This window comes from Geobacter sp. 60473 (genome assembly GCF_036323535.1).
GTDB classification, from domain to species: Bacteria; Desulfobacterota; Desulfuromonadia; order Geobacterales; family Geobacteraceae; genus Geobacter; species Geobacter sulfurreducens.
The window spans coordinates 2,714,192-2,738,310 of the sequence record NZ_AP028967.1; the positions used below are offsets into that span (position 1 = coordinate 2,714,192).

16 protein-coding genes and 1 riboswitch are annotated in these 24,119 nt (G+C 59.7%); of the genes, 11 read left to right on the forward strand and 5 right to left on the reverse strand.

The features are described 5' to 3' along the window. Positions 1 to 117: 117 nt before the first annotated feature. The 4 genes from cobS to yihA form a co-directional block, all read right to left on the reverse strand. The gene (gene cobS / locus AABA48_RS12360) at positions 118 to 858 is read right to left on the reverse strand and encodes an adenosylcobinamide-GDP ribazoletransferase (protein ID WP_324308894.1); all 741 of its coding nucleotides are present in this window, start codon (positions 856 to 858) and stop codon (positions 118 to 120) included. Continuing rightward, entirely contained in the window at positions 855 to 1,913 is a 1,059-nt protein-coding gene (gene cobT, locus AABA48_RS12365) for a nicotinate-nucleotide--dimethylbenzimidazole phosphoribosyltransferase (RefSeq protein WP_338270499.1), read from the reverse strand. Before cobT ends, cobS begins: the two co-directional genes overlap by 4 nt. A gap of 22 nt (positions 1,914 to 1,935) precedes the next feature. After that, positions 1,936 to 2,454: a bifunctional adenosylcobinamide kinase/adenosylcobinamide-phosphate guanylyltransferase gene (gene cobU, locus AABA48_RS12370; RefSeq protein WP_338270501.1), complete on the reverse strand. Its 519-nt coding sequence runs from the start codon at positions 2,452 to 2,454 to the stop codon at positions 1,936 to 1,938. Between the two features lie 89 nt (positions 2,455 to 2,543). Next, positions 2,544 to 2,766, reverse strand: a riboswitch (cobalamin riboswitch). A gap of 58 nt (positions 2,767 to 2,824) precedes the next feature. Then, positions 2,825 to 3,445 (reverse strand): ribosome biogenesis GTP-binding protein YihA/YsxC, encoded by a 621-nt coding sequence (yihA, locus tag AABA48_RS12375; RefSeq protein ID WP_286350706.1) that lies wholly within the window; start codon positions 3,443 to 3,445, stop codon positions 2,825 to 2,827. Positions 3,446 to 3,605: 160 nt separating this feature from the next. Here yihA and AABA48_RS12380 point away from each other — a divergent pair, with 160 nt between their 5' ends. Continuing rightward, the gene (locus tag AABA48_RS12380; protein WP_286350707.1) at positions 3,606 to 4,460 is read left to right on the forward strand and encodes an HDOD domain-containing protein; all 855 of its coding nucleotides are present in this window, start codon (positions 3,606 to 3,608) and stop codon (positions 4,458 to 4,460) included. A gap of 187 nt (positions 4,461 to 4,647) precedes the next feature. On the opposite strand, the gene AABA48_RS12385 is transcribed toward AABA48_RS12380, so the two are convergent. Next, positions 4,648 to 5,028, reverse strand: a complete 381-nt coding sequence (locus AABA48_RS12385; RefSeq protein WP_214302734.1) for a flagellar protein FlaG — start codon at positions 5,026 to 5,028, stop codon at positions 4,648 to 4,650. 354 nt (positions 5,029 to 5,382) lie between these two features. Between AABA48_RS12385 and AABA48_RS12390 the strand changes: the two genes are divergently transcribed. From AABA48_RS12390 to AABA48_RS12435, 10 genes are all read left to right on the forward strand, one after another. Further along, on the forward strand, positions 5,383 to 8,826 hold the full coding sequence (locus AABA48_RS12390; RefSeq protein ID WP_338270506.1) for a M6 family metalloprotease domain-containing protein: 3,444 nt from the start codon (positions 5,383 to 5,385) through the stop codon (positions 8,824 to 8,826). 290 nt (positions 8,827 to 9,116) lie between these two features. Then, a complete protein-coding gene (locus AABA48_RS12395) occupies positions 9,117 to 10,340 on the forward strand; it encodes a class I SAM-dependent methyltransferase (RefSeq protein WP_286350709.1) in 1,224 nt (407 codons plus the stop codon). After that, the gene (locus AABA48_RS12400) at positions 10,337 to 11,434 is read left to right on the forward strand and encodes a DegT/DnrJ/EryC1/StrS family aminotransferase (protein WP_286350710.1); all 1,098 of its coding nucleotides are present in this window, start codon (positions 10,337 to 10,339) and stop codon (positions 11,432 to 11,434) included. Before AABA48_RS12395 ends, AABA48_RS12400 begins: the two co-directional genes overlap by 4 nt. Before the next feature lie 7 nt (positions 11,435 to 11,441). Then, entirely contained in the window at positions 11,442 to 11,900 is a 459-nt protein-coding gene (locus AABA48_RS12405; RefSeq protein WP_286350711.1) for a dTDP-4-dehydrorhamnose 3,5-epimerase family protein, read from the forward strand. A 38-nt stretch (positions 11,901 to 11,938) separates the two neighbouring features. Next, complete coding sequence (locus tag AABA48_RS12410; RefSeq protein WP_286350712.1) at positions 11,939 to 12,604, forward strand: acetyltransferase; 666 nt, start codon at positions 11,939 to 11,941, stop codon at positions 12,602 to 12,604. A gap of 22 nt (positions 12,605 to 12,626) precedes the next feature. After that, positions 12,627 to 13,745 (forward strand): DegT/DnrJ/EryC1/StrS family aminotransferase, encoded by a 1,119-nt coding sequence (locus tag AABA48_RS12415; RefSeq protein ID WP_286350713.1) that lies wholly within the window; start codon positions 12,627 to 12,629, stop codon positions 13,743 to 13,745. A 22-nt stretch (positions 13,746 to 13,767) separates the two neighbouring features. Then, entirely contained in the window at positions 13,768 to 14,778 is a 1,011-nt protein-coding gene (locus AABA48_RS12420; protein ID WP_286350714.1) for an NAD-dependent epimerase/dehydratase family protein, read from the forward strand. Positions 14,779 to 14,783: 5 nt separating this feature from the next. Next, positions 14,784 to 15,722 carry an NAD-dependent epimerase/dehydratase family protein gene (locus AABA48_RS12425; RefSeq protein WP_286350715.1) on the forward strand — a complete coding sequence of 313 codons (939 nt, stop codon included), beginning with the start codon at positions 14,784 to 14,786 and terminating at the stop codon, positions 15,720 to 15,722. 38 nt (positions 15,723 to 15,760) lie between these two features. Next, entirely contained in the window at positions 15,761 to 16,309 is a 549-nt protein-coding gene (locus AABA48_RS12430; protein WP_286350716.1) for a hypothetical protein, read from the forward strand. Between the two features lie 19 nt (positions 16,310 to 16,328). Then, positions 16,329 to 24,110, forward strand: coding sequence for a glycosyltransferase (locus AABA48_RS12435; protein ID WP_338270510.1), 7,782 nt, complete (start codon positions 16,329 to 16,331; stop codon positions 24,108 to 24,110). Positions 24,111 to 24,119: the final 9 nt, after the last annotated feature.

A 24,119-nucleotide genomic window follows, 5' to 3' on the forward strand; every position in this document is an offset into this window, starting at 1 on the left:
GGGAAATATCCCTGTTGTTTGTTCGGGCAGCCTCACGGCATGGCCCCTGCTTCTACATCTTCTGTGTGTTCCCGGGAAGGGAGCGAAGTATGGAAGGACAGTCTCCGTACGGAGCTGTCAGCCCCTGTGCAGCGCGAGGATGGCCAGCAGGCAGAGAATCTCGTTCAGTTCGCTGGCGCAGCCGATGACATCGCCGGTAACCCCGCCGAGATGCCGGTGGAACCACCACCGGAACCCGCCGGTGAAAAGCACGGATGCCGCAAGCACGGCTATGCCCGCCGGGCCCAGCAGCAGCCAGGCTGCAACGGCCGTGATCGTGCCGGCCGTCACCAGTTGGAACACCCCGGTCCCGGCGATGAAAGCGGCGCCGAGGCCGTCCTGCCGGGCGCGGTTGGCGCCGACGGTCATCTGCACCTGGGCGTAGCGGGCCACGGCAGGGAAGAGCAAGAGCGCCTGACGCTTGAGGTCGTCCGGCACCGCCAGCAGGGCCTGGTACTTGAGCGCCAGCCCGAGCACGAGCCCCACCACTCCCACGGCACCCACCCGGGAATCCTTCATGACCGCCAGGAAACGCTCCCTGCCGCCACGGGCCGCCAGCCCGTCGCAGACATCGGCCAGGCCGTCCAGGTGCAGCGCGCCGGTTACCCCGGCCAGCAGCGCCACCAGCAGGAGATCGCTGACCGGCCGCGGCACCAGCGCTGCGAAAAGCATGTCGGCCCCGGCCAGCAGTGCTCCCAGAGTGAGCCCCGCCAGGGGGAAGAGTGCCATGGAGCGTCCCAGGGCGCGTTCGTCCCAGCGCAGCCGGAACGGCAGCGGGACAATGGTCAGAAACTGAAGGGCGATGAAATAGAGCTTCAATAGTCCCCTTCCGCTACACCTGCTTCCTCAAAGGTGGCCATTTCCGTCAAAATCCTGACCCCGGCCTCGATGAGTCCCATGGCCAGGGCACCGCCGGTCCCCTCGCCGAGGCGCATCTGGAGGTCCAGGATCGGCGCGGCGCCAATGCGGTCGAGCATGGCCCGGTGCCCCACTTCCACCGACTGGTGGGCCGCAAAGAGGTAATCCCGCACATGGGGATTGAGCTCGCAGGCCACCAGGGCCCCGGCCGTGGAGATGAAGCCGTCCACCACCACCGGCAGCCGGTTTGCGGCGCAGCCGAGGATCAGGCCGGCGATGCCGGCGATCTCCAGCCCCCCGACCTTTGCCAGTACATCGATGGGATCCTTCGGATCGGGTTGGTTCAGGGCCAGCCCCGCCTCGATAACCCGGACCTTGTTGGCAAGGGCCTCATCGCCGATGCCGGTCCCCCGGTGGGTCACCGCCGGGACCGGCAGCCCCGAGAACGCGGCGATAACGGCAGCCGACGGCGTGGTGTTGCCGATGCCCATCTCGCCGGTACCGACCAGGGCGATCCCTTCCCGCTTGGCCTCATTCGCCAGATCTATCCCCACCTCCAGGGCGGCGACCGCCTCCTCCCTGGTCATGGCCGGGCCCCGGGCGAAATTACGGGTGCCCCGGGCAACCTTCCGGACAATGAGGCCGGGGGTGCCGCCGAAATCGTGATCGACCCCGATGTCGACCACCCGCACCTGGGCTCCCACGTGGCGCGCAAGGACATTGATGCCGGCTCCTCCCCTCAGGAAGTTATAGACCATCTGGGGGGTCACTTCCCTGGGAAAGGCCGATACGCCCTCGTCGGTCACGCCATGATCACCGGCAAAGGTGAAGACCACCTTCTTCTCCGTATCGGGCGCAAGGCTGCCGGTGATGGCCACCATGCGCCGGGCGAACTCCTCCAACCGTCCCAGGGAGCCGACGGGCTTGGTCTTGTTGTCAAGCCGGGCCTGGGCCTGGGCCATGAGTTCGGCATCTACGGGACATATTTTTGACAGGGTTTCGGTCAGCAGCGTCATGGAGTACCTCGTCTTTCAGGGTTCATTTCAGGCGTAGCGGGAGCCCGCTGAATGTCACATAGACTTCGTCGGCCGCGGCGGCGATCCGCTCGTTGGCCTCGCCGGCCAGGTCACGGAACTGGCGCGCCAGGCGGTTCTCCGGCACGATCCCCATGCCCACCTCGTTGGATACGATAATGAGCGGGGTCCGGAGGGTGGAGAATGTCCGTGTCAATAGTTCGACTTCTTTGAGCACGCGGGCTGGATCGTCCAGGGAAAAGAGGAGATTGGAGAGCCAGAGGGTGACGCAATCCACGAGGATTGCGGCGAACCGGCCGTCATGGGTCGCCAGGGCCTCGACAAGGGCCTGGGGTTCTTCGATGGTGGTCCAGGCATCGCCGCGGCGTGTCCGGTGCCGGGCGATCCGTTCGGCCATCTCCCCGTCACCGGCAGAGCCGGTGGCCAGATAGCCGAGGGGAGCACCCTGCCTGGCCGCCAGTTCTTCGGCCAAGCGACTTTTGCCGCTGCGGGCGCCGCCCGTTATGAAAATGATCTGTGCCATGAATGAAAAACCCCGCCTCCTGACAAGGGGGCGGGGCTCGAATACCGTTGATGAATTGACGATGGCTTCGGCACCTCTTCCTCGGAGGCCGCTGCTCATGCGTTCGGGCAGGTTTCCTGGCTCACGGATCACTTTACTCGCCGCGCCTTCCCGGAAGAAGGCGTATTTCACGCCTTCACATCAACAAGGACTCCAGTGGCATCGCTGCGGCTTTCATCACCGTTCACAGTTGCGGGACAGCAAGGGATTCTCACCCTTTTCCCTTTTACCTTCCACCGTGGGAGTGGAAGCACCTGAACGCTTGAAATATTCGATTGTTCAAAGAGTTGTAGCAGAGCGGGCAGTAAAAGTCAACGCCCTTGGCGACCGGTCATTCCGGGACGCCATCCTCTGCCGGGGGGTGTCCTTCGGCCATAATCGCCTCGATCCGCGCCCAGATGGCATCACGCCCCTCGCGGGAAAGGGCGGAGAAGAAAGCCGTCTCGTCCGGAGCCAGGCCGAGGGTCCGGCTGATCAGGGCCGCCTGCTTAGCCCGTTCATTCTTCGAGACCTTGTCGCACTTGGTTATAACCACCAGCACGGGGATGTCGTAGGCCCGCAGCCACTGGAGCATGAGCCGGTCCTCTTCAGCCGGCGTCCGGCGGACATCCACGATCAACACCACGCAGGCGAGACAGGATCGGCCCGCCAGATAGGTTTCGACCATGGGGCCCCACTGCTTCTTCACCTCCGGCGGGACACGGGCGAACCCGTAGCCCGGAAGGTCCACCAGCATCAAGCTGCCGTTAACCCTGAAAAAGTTGATGAGCTGGGTACGCCCCGGCGTAGAACTGGTCCGGACCAGACTCTTGCGATTAACAAGCACGTTGATGAGTGACGATTTTCCGACATTGGATCGCCCCACAAAAGCGATCTCGGGCAGGTCGCCGGGAGGATAGTGCTCGGGCCTCGTGCCGCTCGTTACAAATTCCGCGCTCGTGATATTCACCATGACCTCCTGAAATAGTTACCGCCCGTGCGACAATAGCACCTCGGCTGCCCCAATGCAATCGGTGGAGGCAACCGACCGCACGCCATGCCTTCGGCGAGGAAATTGCATATAAATCCAGAGCTATTGTCGCTCGCAGCCGTTTACAACGAACAGGTGCCCCATGAACAAGGAACTGGAAACCCTCATTCTTTCCGCCGTGGACCTGCCGACCATCCCGCTTGTCGCCACCAAGGTCATTGAAATGATCGAGCAGGAGGACGTGACGATCGAGAAAATCGCCCAGACGGTCTCCGCCGATCCGGCCGTGGCCGCGCGGATCCTCAAGCTCTCCAATTCGGCCTACTATGGCTGTCAGCGCCAGATCAACACCCTGTCCGGGGCAATCATGCTCCTGGGGTTCAGGACCCTGAAAAGCCTGGTGGTGGCCGCGTCCCTCAAGCAGATCTGCAAACGCTTCGGCCTGACGGAGAAAATGCTCTGGGAACATGCCGTGGGCGCCGCCATCGCCGCACGGATCATCAGCGCCAACGGCAAGTTCATCAACGAAGAGACGGCGTTTCTGGCCGGCTTGTTCCACGACATCGGCAAGACCATCATGAACGACCTGGATCCTTCGAAATACCAGCAGGTGATGATGCGCTGCTACAATGAGGGACTGCCGTTCGAGGACGTGGAGCGGAGCATCTATTCCTTTTCCCATGCGGAGGTGGGAGCGCTCGTCATCCGCAAATGGAACTTCCCGGAGGCCCTTTCCGCGGCGGTCATGCACCACCACGACTTTCCCAATCCAGGGCTGTCGGACCAGTACGAGCTTTTCCTGACCGCAACCACATGCCTGGCCGACAAGTTCTGCAAAAAGCTCGGCATCGGCGAACGCCACCCGGACGAGGAGCTTGATCTGGCAAAAACACAGGAGGCCCACCTGCTCGGCTACACGCCCGAGACCATATTGCGGGACATGGACCTGTTCGCCCAGACATTTGAGGAGAACAAGAGCTTCTTCATCAACGACTGAGCGCGGCCCCGGACGGGTTCTTACGGGCACAAAAAAGACGCGCGACCATCTGCCGCGCGTCTTTGCGTTTCAGCCAACACGATTTATTGCCCCGAATCAAGCATCCCTGCCGGCAGACGGAATTCACCGCTCCGTCGTGCCCCTTCCCCAACCGGCACGATGCCACTACAGCGACGATCAGCGCATATCAGGCCTTTTCCCTGATAATGAGCCCCTTGAGTTCGTCAAGCATCCTGGCGATCTTGAGCACCTCTTCCGCGGGGATCTGCCGGATCACCTCACCGCTTTCCCGTGCCAGGACCTTGACGACCGTTCTATTGGTGTCCTTGTCCACCGAGAATTCGAGATCACGGCTGAACGACTCGATGAACTCGTTGATCCGTTGCGTCGCCTCCTTGACCCGCTCATCTTCGCTCTTGCCCTTGTCACTCTCCTTCTCGGGCTCGCGAGCCTGTTCCACGGGCCGCGCCGCGCGCTGCTCCTCTTCATCCTGCCGGGACTTTGCCACGATTGTCGGAACAACTGCAACCGCGGGTGGCCCTGTTCCACTGGTGGCTTCAATATTCATGGCATCTCCCCCCAAAAACACAACACTCCCTATGACCACATATCGGACGGCTACAGGGAAACTTTAGCAAAAAACTTACTTGCGTGGTAAGCCGCCCGGGAGCCCGAACATCCCCGAAGCTGAGCTGGCACCAAATTATGTGAATTGACTGACACCCCAATACTCTCAACTAAGACGAATACACTGGTACACCAGACAACCCCATCGAGCTTATCTCCCTATTTTTTAGTGATTTTACCTTCAAGTTTTTCCACTGCAAACCGAAAATATCAACATGACACCTTGCATCATGCCGATCACTATTCAGCTAAATAACCACCATATGACATTATGACATCATAGGAGGGAACGATCATGTGGACGAGGATTTTCAGCATCTTCTTGAGTCTCATGATGCTTGCGTCGGTGGTGCAGGCCGGACCGGCCAGCCCTGACTGGATTGACTTCGAACAACCGGACGGCAGCGCCTTCATCGGCAAGAAAAAAGGCGATGAATTCCAGAAATGGGTCGAGACCGACACCGGCTACACGGTCATCAGGAACAAGGCAAACCGCATCTGGGAATACGCAGAAAAAGCGCCCGACGGCACCCTTCGCGGGTCGGGTGTTCAAGTGTTTCCGGGCCAGTCGGCACCCGCATCCATAGGAAAAGGCCTGCGCCCTCCCCGCGATAAGGCCGCCATCGTCAAACAAAATCGCGCCATGAATGAGATTCTGCAGGAGCGGACCGCGGCTTCCACGGCCGAACAGTCTCCCCCTGCGGAGATGTCAGCATCGGAGAGCAGCTTTGCACCGGGTGACTGGACCCCCACCCCCGTGTCCGGCACCCGAAAAATCCTTATGGTTCTTGTGAACTTCTCTGATCGATCCCTCGCCACTACCGCTCAAGGATGGTACGATGCCGTGTTCAGCACCACCCCCGGCGTCAAGTCGGTGGCCAACTTCTATAAGGACAACTCCTTCAACACCCTCTCCATCAACCCTGTCACCCACAGCCAGGCGGGAAATCCCAACGGCGTCGTGACGGTCACGGTCCCCCACCTTCACCCTGACAACGGAACAACCGAATCGACCTGGGTTGTCGCCGCGATCAACGCGGCATCGTCCTACGTGAACTTCGCGGCACTGGACACCAACGCCAACGGATTCGTGGACCGGACGGAAGCCGTGGTCTACTTTGTAGTGGCCGGATACGAGGAGTCAGGCACCAGCAAGACCCCCAGCGTCTGGGCCCATGCCACGTCCTACGGTTCCGGATGGTTCACCGCCGCGGGAATGAAATTCCAGAACTACGCCCTGAACGGAGAGCTGAACCACTACGACGTCCAGCACCCCATGGGGGTCATTGCCCATGAAATGGGACACCAGATCTGCGGCCTTCCTGACCTCTACGACACGGCCAGCTACAACGCCGGCCTCGGCACCTTCTCCCTCATGGCAAGCGGCAGCTGGGGCGGTGACACCAACGAATACGGCGGGACCACCCCCACGGCGCTCGACGCATGGTCCCGGCAATACCTGGGATGGACTACGCCGGTAGTTCCATCGTCTCCAGGCACAATTAACATCGGCCACGCCCTGTCGTCGAACAACGCGGCCTTGAAGTTCATTAACGGCGCCCAGAGCACCTCGGAGTATTTCCTGGCAGAAAACCGCTACCCCACCGGCTGGGACCTGGGCAACCGCCGCTACCTGGGCAGCGGTTGGAGCGGCGGCCTCCTCATTACCCACATAGACATAGCCTCCGGCACCCAAGGGTACAACGACATCAACCGCTACGTGGCCGGAGGTCACCAGGGGGTCATGGCCGAGCAGGCGAGCACCGCGTCCTGCAACATGGCCGCGAGTTCCTGCCGGGGACACAGCACAACTCTTTTCTACAGCGGAAACAGCGCGGCGTTTACCGACGGATCGGCGCCAAACTCCCGCTACTACAGCGGCATCCAGAGCGGCATCAACATTACGGGCATCTCGGCGCCCGGCACGACCATGTCGTTGACGTACGGTGTGACGCCAACGCCAGCCACCGGTGTCACCGTCACCACAGACAAGGTCAGCCCCCAGGTGGCGGGAACCACCGTCACCTTCACCGCCTCGGGCTCAGGCGGTTCCGGCAGCTACGAATACCGTTTCTCCATCAAAAGTCCTTCAGGTGCTTGGAGCACGCCCCAAGCTTACAGCTCCACCGCTACCTGGGCATTCAACACCACCGGCAAGGCCGCAGGCACCTATCTCGTGGAGGTGGCGGTCAGGGCCGCAGGAAGCACCGCAAGCTTTGAGGCCTACAAAAACGTCAGCTTCGTGGTCTCAACCAATGCCGCCACCGGTGTCACCGTCACCACAGACAAGGCCAGCCCCCAGGTGGCGGGAACCACCGTCACCTTCACCGCCTCGGGCTCAGGTGGTTCCGGCAGCTACGAATACCGTTTCTCCATCAAAAGTCCTTCAGGTGCTTGGAGCACGCCCCAAGCTTACAGCTCCACCGCTACCTGGGCATTCAACACCACCGGCAAGGCCGCAGGCACCTATCTCGTGGAGGTGGCGGTCAGGGCCGCAGGAAGCACCGCAAGCTTTGAGGCCTACAAAAACGTCAGCTTCGTGGTCTCAACCAATGCCGCCACCGGTGTCACCGTCACCACAGACAAGGCCAGCCCCCAGGTGGCGGGAACCACCGTCACCTTCACCGCCTCGGGCTCAGGTGGTTCCGGCAGCTACGAATACCGTTTCTCCATCAAAAGTCCTTCAGGTGCTTGGAGCACGCCCCAAGCTTACAGCTCCACCGCTACCTGGGCATTCAACACCACCGGCAAGGCCGCAGGCACCTATCTCGTGGAGGTGGCGGTCAGGGCCGCAGGAAGCACCGCAAGCTTTGAGGCCTACAAAAACGTCAGCTTCGTGGTCTCAACCAATGCCGCCACCGGTGTCACCGTCACCACAGACAAGGCCAGCCCCCAGGTGGCGGGAACCACCGTCACCTTCACCGCCTCGGGCTCAGGTGGTTCCGGCAGCTACGAATACCGTTTCTCCATCAAAAGTCCTTCAGGTGCTTGGAGCACGCCCCAAGCTTACAGCTCCACCGCTACCTGGGCATTCAACACCACCGGCAAGGCCGCAGGCACCTATCTCGTGGAGGTGGCGGTCAGGGCCGCAGGAAGCACCGCAAGCTTTGAGGCCTACAAATACGTCAGCTTCGTGGTCTCAACCAATGCCGCCACCGGTGTCACCGTCACCACAGACAAGACCAGCCCACAAGTGGCGGGAACCACCGTCACCTTCACCGCCTCGGGCTCAGGCGGTTCCGGCAGCTACGAATACCGTTTCTCCATCAAAAGTCCTTCAGGTGCTTGGAGCACGCCCCAAGCTTACAGCTCCACCGCTACCTGGGCATTCAACACCACCGGCAAGGCCGCAGGCACCTATCTCGTGGAGGTGGCGGTCAGGGCCGCAGGAAGCACCGCAAGCTTTGAGGCCTACAAAAACGTCAGCTTCGTGGTCTCAACGCCCGCACCGCCCGACATGAATGTGGCCATCGAGAACACGACCGCCGAGGGGGGAAGTGTTATCACATTTGCAGCCTCAGTAGCGGATACCAATAGCTATGAGTTCCGCTTTTGGCTGAAAGCTCCCGGAAAGGCATGGACAATCGTGCGCGACTACGATTCGACCTCAGAATGGTCATGGGAAACCTTGGGACACCCGCCAGGGACCTACCAAGTCGAGATTGATGCTCGAGTTTCGGGAACATCGCCGATTGCCGGCTATGACTCATACAAAATGTTGACACTGCTTCTCTACTAAACAAAACTGCAACCTCTTCCAGCTGGCGTCGACGGTGCCATACGAAGCCGGCTCCGTCGACGCCCACACCACTACCTCAACGACCACAGGCACCGTCAATCATTTTTTTGACACACCCCAACACCTCCCCCCGCAACAGACATCCTGTCCAGCCCACAGAAATCACGTAATCTACTCAAGCAAACCACAGTACTTTTGGCTACGCCTCCCGACACCAAGCAAATCGCAGCGTGCGGCACACCCATTGCATTACCCTCTCAGACCAACAGCCCCCGAAGGAGAGCACACTCATGACAACGTGCAGAATCTGCCAAGCCCGTATCAGCCCCTTTATTTCGTACGGGCGGATGCCCATTGCAAACGGATTCCTTACGCCCTCCGATTTCGACGGAGAATATTTCTACGAAATGAAGGTGGCATTCTGCGAACAGTGCGGCATGGTGCAGCTCGTCGACCAACCTGACCCGGAACAGATGTTCAACGAACACTACCATTTCTTCTCCGGCACTTCGAAACTGATGGGCATCCATTTTAAGCAGTTTGCTGAACAGGTGATCTCCGACCACCTGAAGGAGAAGAATGACCCGTTCGTTGTCGAAATAGGCAGTAATGACGGTATTATGCTGCAACATTTCGCTGCCCACGGGATCAGACACCTGGGTATCGAACCATCGGCCAACGTGGCCGCAGTTGCCCGTGAAAAGGGGATTCAAACCATCTGCAGATTCTTTAATGAAGAGACTGCTCGTGCTATCGTAAAAGAACACGGCCAAGCTGATGCGTTCCTGGCCGCCAACGTCATGTGCCACATCCCTTTTTTCCATTCGATCATTGCCGGCATCAAAATCCTCCTCAAAGATAACGGTATCGTCATGTTCGAAGACCCCTACCTGGGAGACGTGATTGAGAAAACGTCCTATGACCAGATCTACGACGAGCATGTCTTTCTCTTTTCCCTGAGATCCATCTGCTATGCCTTTGCACAGCACGGCCTTGAACTGGTGGACATCGAGCCCCAGACGACCCACGGCGGCTCCATGCGTTACGTCATCGCCCACAAAGGTGCGCGCCCCGTTTCTCCGGCTGTTCTCAGCCAGCTTCGCAAAGAGGAGGGACTGGGACTCCACATGCCCGAAACCTACGAGATATTCCGCCGGAACTGCGAAAAGTCCCGCTCCGAGCTAAAGTCACTGCTGGAGCGCCTCAAGACTGAAGGGAAACGGGTAGTGGGCTACGGAGCCACATCCAAGAGCACGACCGTCATCAACTACTGCGGCATAACCCCGGACCTGATCGAGTTCATCAGCGACACGACGCCGGCCAAGCAGGGGAAATTCACCCCCGGAGCCCATATCCCAGTCAAACCCTACGGAGACTTTGTCGCAAGGTATCCCGATTACGCCCTCCTATTCGCCTGGAACCACAGCGTGGAAATCATGGCCAAGGAAGGCGATTTCCGAGACGGCGGCGGCAAATGGATCGTCTATGTCCCCCAGGTCCAGGTGATCGAATGATTCTCTGCGGATATCCAAAGGCCCAGTACCTCGCTCACAGGGACGAAATCGACGAGGCAATCCGGTCTGTCCTGGACAAGGGGCGCTATGTGCTCGGCGATGAAGTCCATTCCTTTGAATCCGAGTTCGCCTCCTACATCGGGGTCCGTGAGGGAATAGGTGTCGGCAGCGGCACCGAGGCACTCCATCTGGCGCTCAAGTCATGCGGCATCAGCACGGGAGACGAAGTCATCACCGTCGCCCACACGGCAGTTGCAACCATCGCGGCCATAGAGCTGACAGGAGCGACACCCGTCTTCGTAGACATAGATCACAACTCCTTCTGCATGGACCCGAATCGTTTGGAAGAGGCAATTACGCCGCGAACCCGAGCCGTTATCCCCGTCCACATCTACGGGCAGACCGCCCCCATCGAGCAGATCGCCGACATTGCGGCACGTCACGGCCTGCGCGTCATCGAGGACTGCGCCCAGGCCCACGGTGCCTGCCATGACGGCAGGAAAGCCGGCTCTTTCGGCCACATGGCATGCTTCAGCTTCTACCCCACTAAAAACCTCGGCGCCATCGGCGACGGCGGCATGGTAGTCACCAATGACCCGGAACTGGCACGCAGTGCAAGGCTGTTACGCGAGTACGGCTGGGCCGACCGCTACGTCAGTGCTGTAAGCGGCTGGAACACACGACTGGACGAAATCCAGGCAGCCGTTCTCCGAGTTAAATTGCGCCATCTGGACGCCGATAACGGCAAGAGGCGCGACCTGGCCTCACTCTACAACAGGGAGCTTGCAAACTCGCAGCTTGAACTGCCTGCAGTTTCCCCTCGGGCTCACCATGTCTACCACCTGTACGTGGTCCGTACCCCTGCCAGAGATGCACTTCTTGCTCATCTGGACAATTTTGACATCAAGGCCCTGGTGCACTATCCGGTGCCGGTACATCTCCAGCCGGCCTACACACACCTTCGCACCTCTGCCTTGCCGGAAACCGAGCGGGCCGCCCACCAGGTTCTCTCGCTTCCCCTCTACCCGGAACTGGACGCCGGCGACGTCATGAAGGTGGTGACGGCCATCGGTACCTTTGAACAGACGAGGTGACCCAGCGATGATAGATGGAGTCGTCATAAAGGATCTGGCAACCCACACTGATGAGCGGGGTTTTTTCCGAGAGCTCATCCGAGTAACCGATGATTTTTTCAGCGAAGGGTTCGGCCAGTTGAGCCACTCGCTCATGTACCAAGGGGTGGCCAAGGCGTGGCACATCCACAGGACGCAGATTGACTGGTGGTATGTGGGGTGCGGAGTGCTGAAAGTCGCTCTCAGCGACAGGCGACCCGATTCGCCTACCTTCGGCACAACCATGGAACTATTCATGGGTGAAAATCAGCCCGCCCGAGTGCTCCGCATCCCGCCGGGGGTGGCGCACGGCTGTAAGTGCATCAGTGGACCGGCCAGCCTCTTCTATGTGACATCAGGAGTCTACGATCCCGCCGAAGAGGGCAGGATACCCCATGACGACGGCCTTATCGGGTACAACTGGCAAAAGACACCGTCAATCAAGTGACAGAGTACACTGCTTACTTGTGCCAGGAATAAATGCTCATGAACAAACACATCAATGCATATCCACCCAAGATGGTTCTTTACGGCGGGACAGGGCAGGCAAAGGTAGTTCGCCCCATCATTGAACACTACGGCTCAAAGGTGGTGGCTGTTTTTGATGATACGCCGAGCCTTACCTCACCATTTCCCGACGTTCCCATTTACGAAGGGTGGCAGGAGCTGCTCAGCTGGCTGGAAACACAGGACCGCACAACCCTTGGTTTTTGCGTCACCATTGGCAACCCCCACGGCCGTGCCCGTCTGCGCATTCATGATCAGCTCGCCGCCCTGGGACTCCAACCGGCGACAGTAGTCCACCCCACCGCCTGGATCGCGGACAATGCTGAGATCGGCATCGGCTGCCAGATCATGGCCGGCGCCATCGTCTGCGCAGAGGCCAGGCTCGGGCGAGCGTGCATCGTCAATACCGGCGCCAGCGTCGACCATGAAGATATTCTGGAGGACGGCGCCGAAGTGGCCCCTGGCGCGACACTGTGTGGCATCGTGCACATGGGGATCGCCTCGTGGGTTTGTGCAGGGGCAACCGTCCTGCCCCGCATAAAGATCGGCGCTGACGCCATCGTCGGTGCCGGTGCGGTCGCCACGAGGGATGTGCCAGCGGCGACGACGGTGGTCGGCGTGCCCGCCAGGCCAATCAGCAAGTAAGATCACCACCGGGGAGAGATTTATGAACACCATCCACATGGCAGGACCTTGGATAACCGAACTGGAAATAAAGACGGTTGAAGATGCCATGCGCAACGGCTGGTACGAAAACGCCTATCACTACGTGGAGACGTTCCAGAAAGAGTTTGCACGGTACCACGGCCGGAATTACGGCATCATGACACCGAACTGCACTACTTCGATCCATCTCCTACTTACCGCACTGGGGATTGCAGACGGCGACGAGGTGATCGTTCCCGAATGCACCTGGATCGCCTCTGCCGCCCCCATCACGTATCTCAGGGCAACGCCAGTGTTCTGTGACATCGATCCTGACGATTGGTGCCTCAATCCCGAATCGGTCAGAAAGAGCATCACCCCCCGCACCAAGGCGATCATCGCCGTGGACCTCTTCGGCAACATGCCCCGGATGGATGAACTGGCTGAAATTGCCGAGAGCCACGGCATCCCTCTCATCGAAGATGCGGCAGAGGCACTAGGCTCGACCTATCGGGGCGTCAGGGCCGGCAAATTCGGCGTGGGATCCGTATTCAGCTTCCATCGAACCAAGACCCTCACCACGGGAGAGGGGGGCATGCTCCTGCTGGACGACGACACGCTCTACGAGCGGTGCATGGTGCTGCGCGACCACGGCCGCCGCCCGGGCGGTCCCATGTACTACAACTTCGAGGTTACCTACAAGTACATGCCGTTCAACATTCAGGCCGCTCTGGGCTATGCCCAGTTCCAGCGGCTCGATGAGCTCGTGGGCCGTAAACGGGAGATATTCAGGATGTACACAGAGCGGCTCGCCGACATCGAGGACCTGCAGTTCAACGCAGAGCCTCCCCACGTCTTCAACAGCGTATGGGTCACGGGTATCGTCTTCGGCAAGAGCCACGGCATGACCAAACTGGATGCCATGAAAAAGCTTGAAGAAGTTGGTATCCCGGCCCGTCCGTTCTTCTACCCTCTCTCCTCACTGCCGGCCTACCCCGGCTGCGAAGAGCACTATCGGAGCCGAAACCCTTTGGCCTATGACGTATCGTCCCGTGGCATCAACCTGTCCTGCGCCATGAATCTGACGGAAGAGCAGATCGACGCCATCTGCAACGGCATCAGAACAATTCTGGGTCGCTAGATCCTGACAGCGAGGACTCCCCATGGGCGAGAACAGTACCCCTTCACTACCGAGCCTGAAAAACAAAAAAGTGCTCATTACCGGCGGACTCGGCTTCATCGGCAGCAACCTTGCGCACAAATGTCTGGAGCTGGGTGCGTCAGTCACCATCTTCGACTGCCTTGACCCCAACTCCGGAGGCAATCTTTACAACATCAGCGACATCAAGTCGGATGTAGAACTGCGACTGCACGACATTCTCAACTTCGACCGGCTGGCGGAGTGCATCCTTGACAAGGACATCCTGTTCAATTGCGCCGCATCCACGTCCCATCCATTTTCCATGCGCGAGCCGTGGTTGAACCTGGATGCAAACAGCCGGGGTGTTATCAATCTTCTGGAGGCGGCCAGGCGGTTCAACAGAACCATCCGTTTCATCCATATCGGCACCACCACGCAACTGGGCAAGCTCCACTATCAGCCGGCGGATGAGAGTCATCCTGAATTCCCGACTGACATCTATTCGGCAAACAAGAGCGCCTCGGAGAAATATGCCCTTATATACTGGAGTGCCCATCAAATCCCGATAACGGTAGTGAGACTGCCGAATGTATTTGGCCCCCGTGCCGCCATTCACAGTAGCGACTTTACCTTTAACAACTTTTTTATCGGCCTCGCCCTCCAGAATAGAGAAATAACGGTCTATGGGGACGGCAATCAACTTCGGAACGTCCTCTACGTGGACGACGCGGTCAATGCCCTTGTCTGTTCGACGCTGAATGACAGTGCCATCGGAGAAACCTTCTTCGCAGTAGCCGATGAACATTACAGCGTGGCACAGACGGCAAAGCTCACGGTGGAGCATATCGGTTCGGGGTCGGTTCGTTTCGTCGAATGGCCCCGGGAACGCAAATCCATCGAAATCGGCGATGCGGTCATTAGTAACCGCAAGATCCGCAACACCCTCGACTGGGCGCCAACGCACGACCTGATCTCAGGGCTGATCAAGACACGTGACTATTTCGTGCCCTGCCTTAATCACTATCTGAGGTGACAACCATGAGGATTCTCATTACCGGCGGACTGGGACACATCGGCTCCCAACTGATGCGCGACCTGCCGGGACTGCTTCCCGGGGTGGAGATCATCGTCCTAGACAACCTGTCAACCCAGCGCTACTGCTCCCTTTTCAATCTGCCCGAAGGAGGGAAGTACCGTTTTCTCGAAGGGGATGTCTTCACCTGCAATCTGGACGAAGTACTGGAAGGCGTGGATGCCGTCATCCACCTTGCCGCCATTACCGATGCGGCAAACAGCTTCGACAACCGTGACCGTGTGGAACTGGTGAACTTCGATTGCACCGAAAGAATCGCCCGGGCCTGCATGGAACGTGGATGTGCGTTGATATTTCTGTCAACTACCAGCGTCTACGGCACCCAGAACGACGAGGTTAACGAGAACTGCACCCTTGACGAACTGCAACCCCAGAGTCCCTATGCGGAGTCGAAGCTCAAGGCGGAGTTGATGTTGAAGGAACTGGGCAAAACCGAAGGGCTTCAATCCGTTACCCTAAGATTCGGTACCATCTTCGGCATATCTCCCGGCATGCGTTTCCACACCGCCGTCAACAAATTCGTGTGGCAGGCCTGCATGGGGTGCCCGATAACCGTCTGGCGTACCGCCATGGACCAGAAGCGTCCCTACCTCGACCTGGGGGATGCCACGCGGGCACTGGCATTTGTCATCGAACGGCGTATCTTTGACTCCGAAACATATAACGTCCTGACCATCAATGCCACGGTCAGGGAAATCGTGGACGCAGTAAGAAAACAGGTCGACGACGTTAAGGTGGAACTGGTCGACACGAAAATCATGAACCAACTCTCCTACAACGTGTCGAGGAGGAAGTTCGAAAACCTAGGCTTCACTTTCACGGGAAAGCTGGAAGAAGGCATCGCACGGTCCGTTGCACTCTTGAAACGCGCACGATCGATCTGAACCGGCAGGCCCCATACTCATCAGAGGAAGGCGGACCAATGAACGGCATATCCAACCAGCTCGCGATTACCACCGGTGACATCAGGATTAACCTGGGGAGCGGTATCGACTACCGGGAGGGCTACTTCAACATCGATGCAAATCCAGCTGCAAAAACCGACTTCTGCATCAATTTTCTGCAGATAGACCGGATTTTTCTGCCTGACACCGTATCGGAAACCCTGATGCTTCATTCGCTCAACTATCTCAACCTCTGGCAGGCACGTGACCTGTTCGCCAAGATCCATCGACTGCTCAAGAGAAACGGGATTCTGATCATCGAAACGGTCAACCTTGAAAAGGCTGTAGAAAAAATCATAAGCAGTATCGGCAACTTCGAACAGTACCTCGAAGGGGTCCGTGCTCTTCACGCCTTCGGCGTCGATCAGCTGCAGCGGAAGGAGATCTATACGCCCAACGCCTTCAGCTGGACCCCTTGGCACCTGACTGCTGAGCTTAAGAACGCCGGGTTCGGCGCGGTCGAGGTTCTCCCACCCCAGACCCACGCCCGGTGGCGCGACATGCGCGTCGAAGCACGCAAGAACTGACCATCGCAGGAGCTCCCACATGTCTCTCCCGCAAGTCCACCGAAGCACTGCCCCCCGTATCCTGATCGTCACGTTCCGGAACATGGGATCCATAACCGCTCGCATCCGCGGGCTGATTTTCGCCGAACCATTCAGGGATATCGGTTGGACGGCTGAATTCATCGACGTGGATGACACGACGGAAGACCACCTGGTGGAGCAGGCCGGCGGTTATGATCTTGTCTACCTCCTCAAAATCCCCTATCTGAACCTCATCCACAAGCTGCGCAGACACACCGATGCTCGGCTTGTCTTTGATCTGACCGATGCCCTCTGGATGCCCCACCACCGCTGGAACAAGTGGCAGGACCTTGAGGCAATCCTGACCGAAGTCGATGCAGTGTTCAGCGACAACGAGTTCGTGGCGGACTACGGTCGGAAGTACAACGACAATGTGGTGGTCATTCCCGCATGCACTCAAGTGGAACGCTTCGACGAAGTCAGGCCATCAATTCCTGTACGTGCCGACGACTCCGTCGTTATCGGTTGGGTAGGCACCTTCAGCACCATGTCGGCCCTGAACGTTGTCCGGGATCCTCTCGAACGTCTTTCCCTCCGATATCCAAACCTTTCCGTCAGACTGCTGATTCACGGTTTTCCTGCCAACCAGACACTGACCGGCTTCCAGCATACCCGCTTCACCCTCGTGCCCCGTTATGACGAGGACCTTATGATCCGCGAAGTCCTCAGGATGGACATAGGAGTGTTCCCCCCCCCTTATGATCTTGAAGACTACGCCATACGAGGGCCTCTCAAAGCCCTCGTCTACATGACCGCCGGCGTACCGCCGGTATGTGCTAATGCCGGCGCCTGTGCGAGCTTAATCACGGATGGACAGAATGGAATGCTCGTCAATGTGCCAACCGAGTGGGAGAAGAAACTCGAAGAACTGATCATATCGCGGGCACTGCGTGAGCAAATCGGCGGGAACGCTTTGGCAACCGTACGGAGAAACCACTCCCTGCAAACAATTTTTTCCAAGACCGTTGATGCCCTTACCGCCGTCCTCTCGCTGCCCCGCCGATCCCCTGCCGGTGTAGCCGGAGGGTTTCTGAAGGCCGCACCATTCGGGATATCCGAGCACCCCACGATATCCCCCACCGCCAAGCGTGTCATGATCGCCTGCGGCCACTTCTGGCCGTCGGTGGGTGGAATCGAACACCGTCTCGAACAGCTGGGGGCAGCCCTGGTTAAGGAGGGATACGACGTCACCGTCATGACCCCGGTGAACCCCGACCGGGACTCTGACACCCGACACGGCATCCGCATCCGGAGCATCGACCCGACAGACCAAATTGGAGAGGCTCCAGCTTGGCCCTATGCAGTGCGCCAAGCCATCACCTCCGGTGAGTACGACGCTTGCATCCTGGTGCAGGACCCCTTGGGCAACCTGATTTGGAGCACAGAGAAAGCCCCCCTCCATCCCCGGACGCGCCTCATCATCCAGCCTATCATCAATGCCTTCGGCTACGCCATGTGGAAAGACAGGGATGGATTCGCCCCCCGACTTGCAGCAATCCTTCGTTCTGCTCAAAAGGTTGTCACCCTCACCAGAAACGGCGTTGACGCCCAGTTCATGGCCGCAGCGGGTATCGTGCCGGCCTACATCCCCAACGCTTCTGCCGTCCCTGCCCCTGCCGGCGATTTCCGCAGTGCTTACGGCATTCCCGCGGATAGCTTCCTCATTCTCCATGTGGCCAACCTCTACTGGACCAAAAACCACTTGGGGCTTTTGGATTCTCTGCAGAACATGCCAGCGTCGTGGAAGCTGGTGCTGGTCGGCAAACCCACGGGGACCCCTGACTGCGCCAAGGCCGTCATGGAGAAGCTGGCAGAAAGACCGGAAGTTCTCTACATTCCCGGACTCAGCAGGGAATGGGTTTCGGCTGCCATGGTGGCGGCCGACGTCATCGTGCTTTCATCTCTCGGAGAAGGTTCGCCGAACACCATTCTTGAGGCCATGGCCCAAGGAAAACCGTGGCTGGCGACCCCCCAATGCGGCGGCGCGAACGACAATGCTGGAGGCATCATCGTCGATCTGGTGCGTTTCCCGGAGTACCTGGACATTCTATACCGCACCCCCCGATTGCGGCAGACCCTCGGCAAACTGGGACACCGGCACTGGCAGGCATGCCTGTCATGGCCGAAGGTTGTGGCGGGGTGGATCGACCTGATCGAGAGGGGGACCCTCTCCCGCACCTTTGATATGCCGACAGATATCAGGGAGGAAATGGACCATATTTATTCCCTCCTTCACCAGCTCGGAACGGATGATCGTCTCCTCACTTCCGGGGCAGCCCCAGATCAAGTTATGAACGAGGTAACTATGAACATGAAGCCGATTCACGGCGCGCCCTACATGCAGCCCCCGGCAGGAACGACGGAGCAGTTCATCGACGTGAAACCGGTGGGCATACTTGATCATCCTTCATCCTGCTACCAGGCGCTACGGGACTACGAGATACACGGCTTCGGGAAAGGATTTGACGCGGTTCGCGGCATCGTGGCCCATATCTTCGCCAATAAACTGGAGACCCCCTTGGCGTGGGACAATGGAATTTGGGGCCGCTGCCTCGTGGTGAACCTAGCGTGTGAGCTGCGCGATACCCGGACGGGGGAGACCTTCGACGTACTGCGTCCGGCAGGCATCAGCGACATCAGCCCCGACTTCGCGAGGCTCGAAGGGAGTAGCCGGGTCTCCGATATCGAGCGGTATGCCCAGACCCTGGCTTCGGGATCGGTGCCGCCGCCCACTCTCTATGTGAGTGGCAAGGTACTCAACCTGCTCGGCGGACAGGTGAACGACACCGACATCTTCATGATCGACGGCGCACGGCGGCTTGTTGCGCTGGCCCTGAACCACCGGCGCCATGCGGTCATTTCCCTCATCGTGAGCGAGGAGGAATTCCCCCGTTTCGTGGATCGCAAAGATGTTGACGAACTCCACCGCTCCATCTCATCTCTTTCCTGGTTCAATAACTACCAATCGATCCCCCTTGTGGACATTGCGGGGGAACGGTCTCTCACCCGCTTTACTCTCATTGACATGACCCTGCTGCGCGATTCCCGGGTGGCGGATTTCGGTTGCAATATCGGCCAGGCATCCCTAAAGGCTGTTCTCGCGGGCGCCCGCCAAGTGTGGGGCATCGAGGGTATGCCGGACACTTACGGCATAGCCTCGCGTATCGGCGCCCTGGCCGGATTCACGAACCTAACCTTCCTTAACGTAGACTTCAATACCCCTGACTTTAGGGAACAGATCGACAGGGAAATCCCCGGAGTGGTCGATTATTCGTTCTTCTTCTCTGTGTACCGGACCAAGGAACTCATCCAGAGGGATGTGCTCTTCCAGTATATTATCGACAAAACAGCCAAAGGGATCTTCTTCGAGGGGCATGCCGATCCGAAGATCGACTCCATTGAATACTACACCTGGCTGTTCGATTCCTTCGGCCTTCCATGCCGTTATCTGGGGAACAGCGAAGGGAAACTGCGGCCACTCTTTTTCCTGGACCTATCCCACAAGCCGGCCGGACGCTCCATACCGACCGTGGCATCCCAGCCACGGACGGAACAGAACCAGCGGCCCGTCAACATCGGCATGATCACCTACAATCGCCTCGACTTCACCCGCCAAGCAATCGAGGCACTCGCCGGGATCGCGGCCGGACGTCCGTTCACTCTCACTGTCGTCGACAACAACAGCCAGGACGGAACCAGAGACTACCTCTTGGAGCAGAAGCGAAAAGGCATCATCAAAAACCTCGTTCTCCTGGACGAAAATGTCGGGGTCGCCAAGGCATCCAACCTGGCATGGAGCCTTGAACCGTTGGCGGACTACTACTTGAAGCTCGACAACGACATCGTCATCCGTAAGAAGGGATGGCTCGCCGCCATGGTGGAAATCATCGACCGGCTCCCCCAAGTGGGAGCGGTGGCCTATAATTTCGAACCGACGAGCTACCCGCTGCAGACCGTGAACGGTTGTCGGGTCAGGATAAAACCGGAAGGGAACCTGGGAGGCGCCTGCATTCTCATCCCCCGCCGGACCCACCAAAAGCTCGGCTTCTGGTGCGAGGACTATGGTCTCTACGGCGAAGAGGACTATGACTACGGCATCCGCATCCGGCTGGCAGGGCTTGAGAACGCTTACATGGAGGATGAGGAGATCGGGTTCCATCTTCCCGCCGGACGTGCCGCCGTCATCGACACACGCACCTTCCGGGCCGGCGACGGCGTCGAAGAGGAACTACACGCCGACTATCGCGCCTGGAAGGACGAGGCTCGGCGAAAAACCATGGCGAGCGGCATACTGCAACGGAATCTGAACGCCTATCGCTCCGGCAGTCGCTCACTCCATGCCCCGTCGACCTTTGTCGCCGAATGGGCATCGCGGAAAGCAGCGACCGGCGCCGCCCCCTTTCCGAAACTGAAAGTTGCAGTCTACTCGTTGGAGCACTACAGCTTCGCCTGCGCGCAGTTGCGGGTGCTTGCTCCTTCCCGCGCAGCTGACGACAGGATCGAAATACGGTGGGGGGTGACGACTGAAAACCATCAGGCATCCATCGACACCAGCGTGGCCAACTGGGCCGACGTAGTCCTGGTTCAGCGGTTCTTTCCCCGGGAGGAAACCTGGCCGTTCATCGAAAAAATCGTGGCTTCGGGCAAACCGATCATCTACGAAACCGACGACCTCTTCCTGGATCTCCCCGCCACCAACCCTCATCGGGGGCTGGCAGAGGCAAGCAAACCTTGGATCCTTCAGGCAATCAACGCGGCTTCGGCCGTGACCGTCTCGACTGAGGAAATGAAGCGGGCGTTCGCGTCGTACCATCAGCAGATTCACGTTCTCCCCAACCTCTTGGACGACCGGCTCTGGTCGTCGCCGCTGCCGGCAAAGACCGCAGGCGCTCCGGTCGTAATCGGCTATGCCGGCACCCCGGACCACAAGGCCGACCTGCGGCTCCTGGAAGATGTCCTGGAGCGCATCGCTGCCAAATACGGCAACCGGGTCGCCTTCCGGTTCATGGGATGCGATACGGAACGGATCAAGCGGCTTCCCGGCTTCTCTTCCATCACTTTTGAGCCGGGGTATGAAAACTACGCCCGGACGATCCGGAAGGCCGGCATCGACATCGGCCTCGTCCCCCTGGAGGACAACCGCTTCAACCGGTGCAAGAGCAACATCAAGTGGCTTGAATACTCGGCCTGCGGCATCGCCGGCGTCTATGCGGACCTCCCCCCCTATCGCTCGTGTGTGAAGGATGGCGAAACAGGGATATTGGTGGGCGGCTATGACGTGGACGCCTGGGTGGCGGCCATCGAACGCCTCATCGACAACCCCGATCGCCGTCACGCCATGGTCCTGGCGGCCCGCACCGAGGTCCTCGCCAACTACACCCTGAAAAGCCGCGGCCACCTTTTCCTGGAGACCTGGCGCACGGTAGCCGGCCGCAGCGATACATCACCAGCCAAGGGGAAGGGCATGACCGCATCACTGCAACCGTTCGCGCCGAGTACCGCACCGACCGGGGCGGACGCGCCGCAGGCATCCATCATCATCCCCCTCTACAACAAGGCGGAGTACACGAAGCAGTGCCTGGAGGCCCTGGCCCTCAATACGGAGCAGGCCCTGAACTACGAGGTCATCCTCGTGGACAACGCTTCGAGCGACGGCACCGCCGAGTACCTGCGCACCCTTTCGGGGGACGTGACCATCGTGACCAACCTGAAGAACCTGGGCTTTGCCAACGCCTGCAACCAGGGGGGACGGATCGCCAGGGGGCGATACCTGGTTTTCCTGAACAACGACACCATCCCCCATCCGGGATGGCTCGACGGGCTCATCAAGGGCGCGGAGCAGGACGGCGCCGACATCGTGGGGGCCAGGCTCCTCTACCCCAACGGCAGGGTCCAGCACGCCGGGGTGGCCTTCGACGAGCAGTCCATCGGCTACCACATCTTCAACGGGTTCCCGGCCGACGCGCTGGCTGTCAACCGCAAGCGGTTCATGCAGTGCGTGACCGCCGCCTGCATGCTGGTGAAGCAGGAGCTTTTCGCGGAACTCGGCGGCTTTGACGAGGGGTATGTGAACGGCTTCGAGGATGTGGATTTCTGCCTCCGGGCCGGGGAGCGGGGCCGCCGCATCCTCTACACCCCCGAAAGCGCCCTGATTCACTTCGAGGAGACCAGCGAGGGGCGCAAGGACCACGACACCCCCAACATCCGCCGCTTCCTGGCCCGCTGGGAAGGGAAGGTCCGCTGCGATCATCAGGATATCTACCGTTCCGAAGGGTACCGGGCCGAACGGCAGGCCGACGGCAGGCTGCGCATCTACCAGGTTGACGCGGCGCCCGTGTCGGCAGCTCCGACGCCTCCGCCGACTGCGGCATCGACGGCTCCGCAGCAGATCACGCCGACACCGGGCACCGGGGCAGCGGCAACAACACCATCCGTTTCGGGGCGGGAAAAGGCCCTTGCCCTAAAGGCGGAAGGACGCTACGTGGAGGCCATCGAGCACCTGGTCAAAATCGTGACAGCGGGTGACAACTCCGTGCTCGTCGATCTCGGCGACTGTCTGGCGAGCCTGGAGAAATACGACGACGCCCTGGCCCTTTACGAGGAAAGTCTTGCCCTGTGTCCCACTAACGTACGGGCGCTAGTGGGGGTCGGCGTTGTCAGATATATGACACGGCGGATCGCCGAGGCGGCCGATGCCTTCAGCCGGGCACTGGAAACCGACCCAGCCGATTCGAAGGCCCTTTGCGGTCTCGGCATGGCCCGCTGCGCCCAGGGGCGGAACGCGGAAGGGTTCGAGCTCTACGGCCGGGCACTTGAGGCCGAGCCGGAGAACCTGACCGCGGTGCATGAATCGGTGAGACTTGCCTATGAACTGGGACGCTTCAGCGAGGCGGCCCGGCGGATTGAGTCATACCTGCGCCATCACCCGGGCGACATCGACATCCTCTTCGCCTGTGCCGGACTCCTTCACATGGCCGGCAGGAACGCCGACGCCCGTGACGCCCTGGAGCGGCTGATGGTATTCTCCCCCGAGTACAGCGGGGCCGTGGAGTTGCTGGCGAAGCTGGAGGGTCGGGACCAGCAGCCGGGCGAAAGAGTCACGGAAGCTGAAGCCCGCAGGCTCAAGGAAGACGGAAAGTACGAGGAGGCCCTGGCGGCCTTCTCCCGGGCCGCAGAGGCCGGCGATTCATCGGCCCTGGCCGACATGGGGGACTGCCTCGCCCAGCTGGGACGGCTCGACGAGGCGGCCGCCCGGTACCTGGAAGCCCTGGATGTGGACGGAACAGACCTCAAGGCCCTGGTGGGGCTCGGAGTCCTGAGCATCGTCCAGGGGAAACAGGTAAAGGCGGTCACCTGGTTCAACAGGGCCCTCAAGGCGGACCCTGCAAACGCAAAGGCTCTCTGCGGGCTCGGAATGGTCCGGAACATGCAAAACAAACATGACGAGGCGTTCAGCCTCCTTGCCCGGGCCGTTGATGCGGACCCCGAGGGTCTCACGGCCCTCCACGAACTGATCCGGCTCTCCTATGCCACCGGCCGGTTCGATGAAGCGGGAGAACGGCTCGACCGGTACCTGATGCACCACCCGGCAGACCTGGACATGGTCTTTGCCCAGGCAGGCATCCGCTTCAAGGCGGGTCGCTATGCCGAGGCCCTGTCGAGCATCGAGACGGTGCTGCTCTTCGCCTCCGACTACGAAGGGGGGCTGGAATTGCGGGAAGCGATCACCCAAGCCATGTAGGAAGGCAGA

Excerpts from the sequence above, each read along its gene's own strand:
- cobT (WP_338270499.1), bottom strand. The coding sequence starts at position 1,913 with ATGACGCTGCTGACCGAAACCCTGTCAAAAATATGTCCCGTAGATGCC.
- cobU (WP_338270501.1), bottom strand. The coding sequence starts at position 2,454 with ATGGCACAGATCATTTTCATAACGGGCGGCGCCCGCAGCGGCAAAAGT.
- yihA (WP_286350706.1), bottom strand. The coding sequence starts at position 3,445 with ATGGTGAATATCACGAGCGCGGAATTTGTAACGAGCGGCACGAGGCCC.
- AABA48_RS12380 (WP_286350707.1), top strand. The coding sequence starts at position 3,606 with ATGAACAAGGAACTGGAAACCCTCATTCTTTCCGCCGTGGACCTGCCG.
- AABA48_RS12385 (WP_214302734.1), bottom strand. The coding sequence starts at position 5,028 with ATGAATATTGAAGCCACCAGTGGAACAGGGCCACCCGCGGTTGCAGTT.
- AABA48_RS12390 (WP_338270506.1), top strand. The coding sequence starts at position 5,383 with ATGTGGACGAGGATTTTCAGCATCTTCTTGAGTCTCATGATGCTTGCG.
- AABA48_RS12395 (WP_286350709.1), top strand. The coding sequence starts at position 9,117 with ATGACAACGTGCAGAATCTGCCAAGCCCGTATCAGCCCCTTTATTTCG.
- AABA48_RS12400 (WP_286350710.1), top strand. The coding sequence starts at position 10,337 with ATGATTCTCTGCGGATATCCAAAGGCCCAGTACCTCGCTCACAGGGAC.
- AABA48_RS12405 (WP_286350711.1), top strand. The coding sequence starts at position 11,442 with ATGATAGATGGAGTCGTCATAAAGGATCTGGCAACCCACACTGATGAG.
- AABA48_RS12410 (WP_286350712.1), top strand. The coding sequence starts at position 11,939 with ATGAACAAACACATCAATGCATATCCACCCAAGATGGTTCTTTACGGC.
- AABA48_RS12415 (WP_286350713.1), top strand. The coding sequence starts at position 12,627 with ATGAACACCATCCACATGGCAGGACCTTGGATAACCGAACTGGAAATA.
- AABA48_RS12420 (WP_286350714.1), top strand. The coding sequence starts at position 13,768 with ATGGGCGAGAACAGTACCCCTTCACTACCGAGCCTGAAAAACAAAAAA.
- AABA48_RS12425 (WP_286350715.1), top strand. The coding sequence starts at position 14,784 with ATGAGGATTCTCATTACCGGCGGACTGGGACACATCGGCTCCCAACTG.
- AABA48_RS12430 (WP_286350716.1), top strand. The coding sequence starts at position 15,761 with ATGAACGGCATATCCAACCAGCTCGCGATTACCACCGGTGACATCAGG.
- AABA48_RS12435 (WP_338270510.1), top strand. The coding sequence starts at position 16,329 with ATGTCTCTCCCGCAAGTCCACCGAAGCACTGCCCCCCGTATCCTGATC.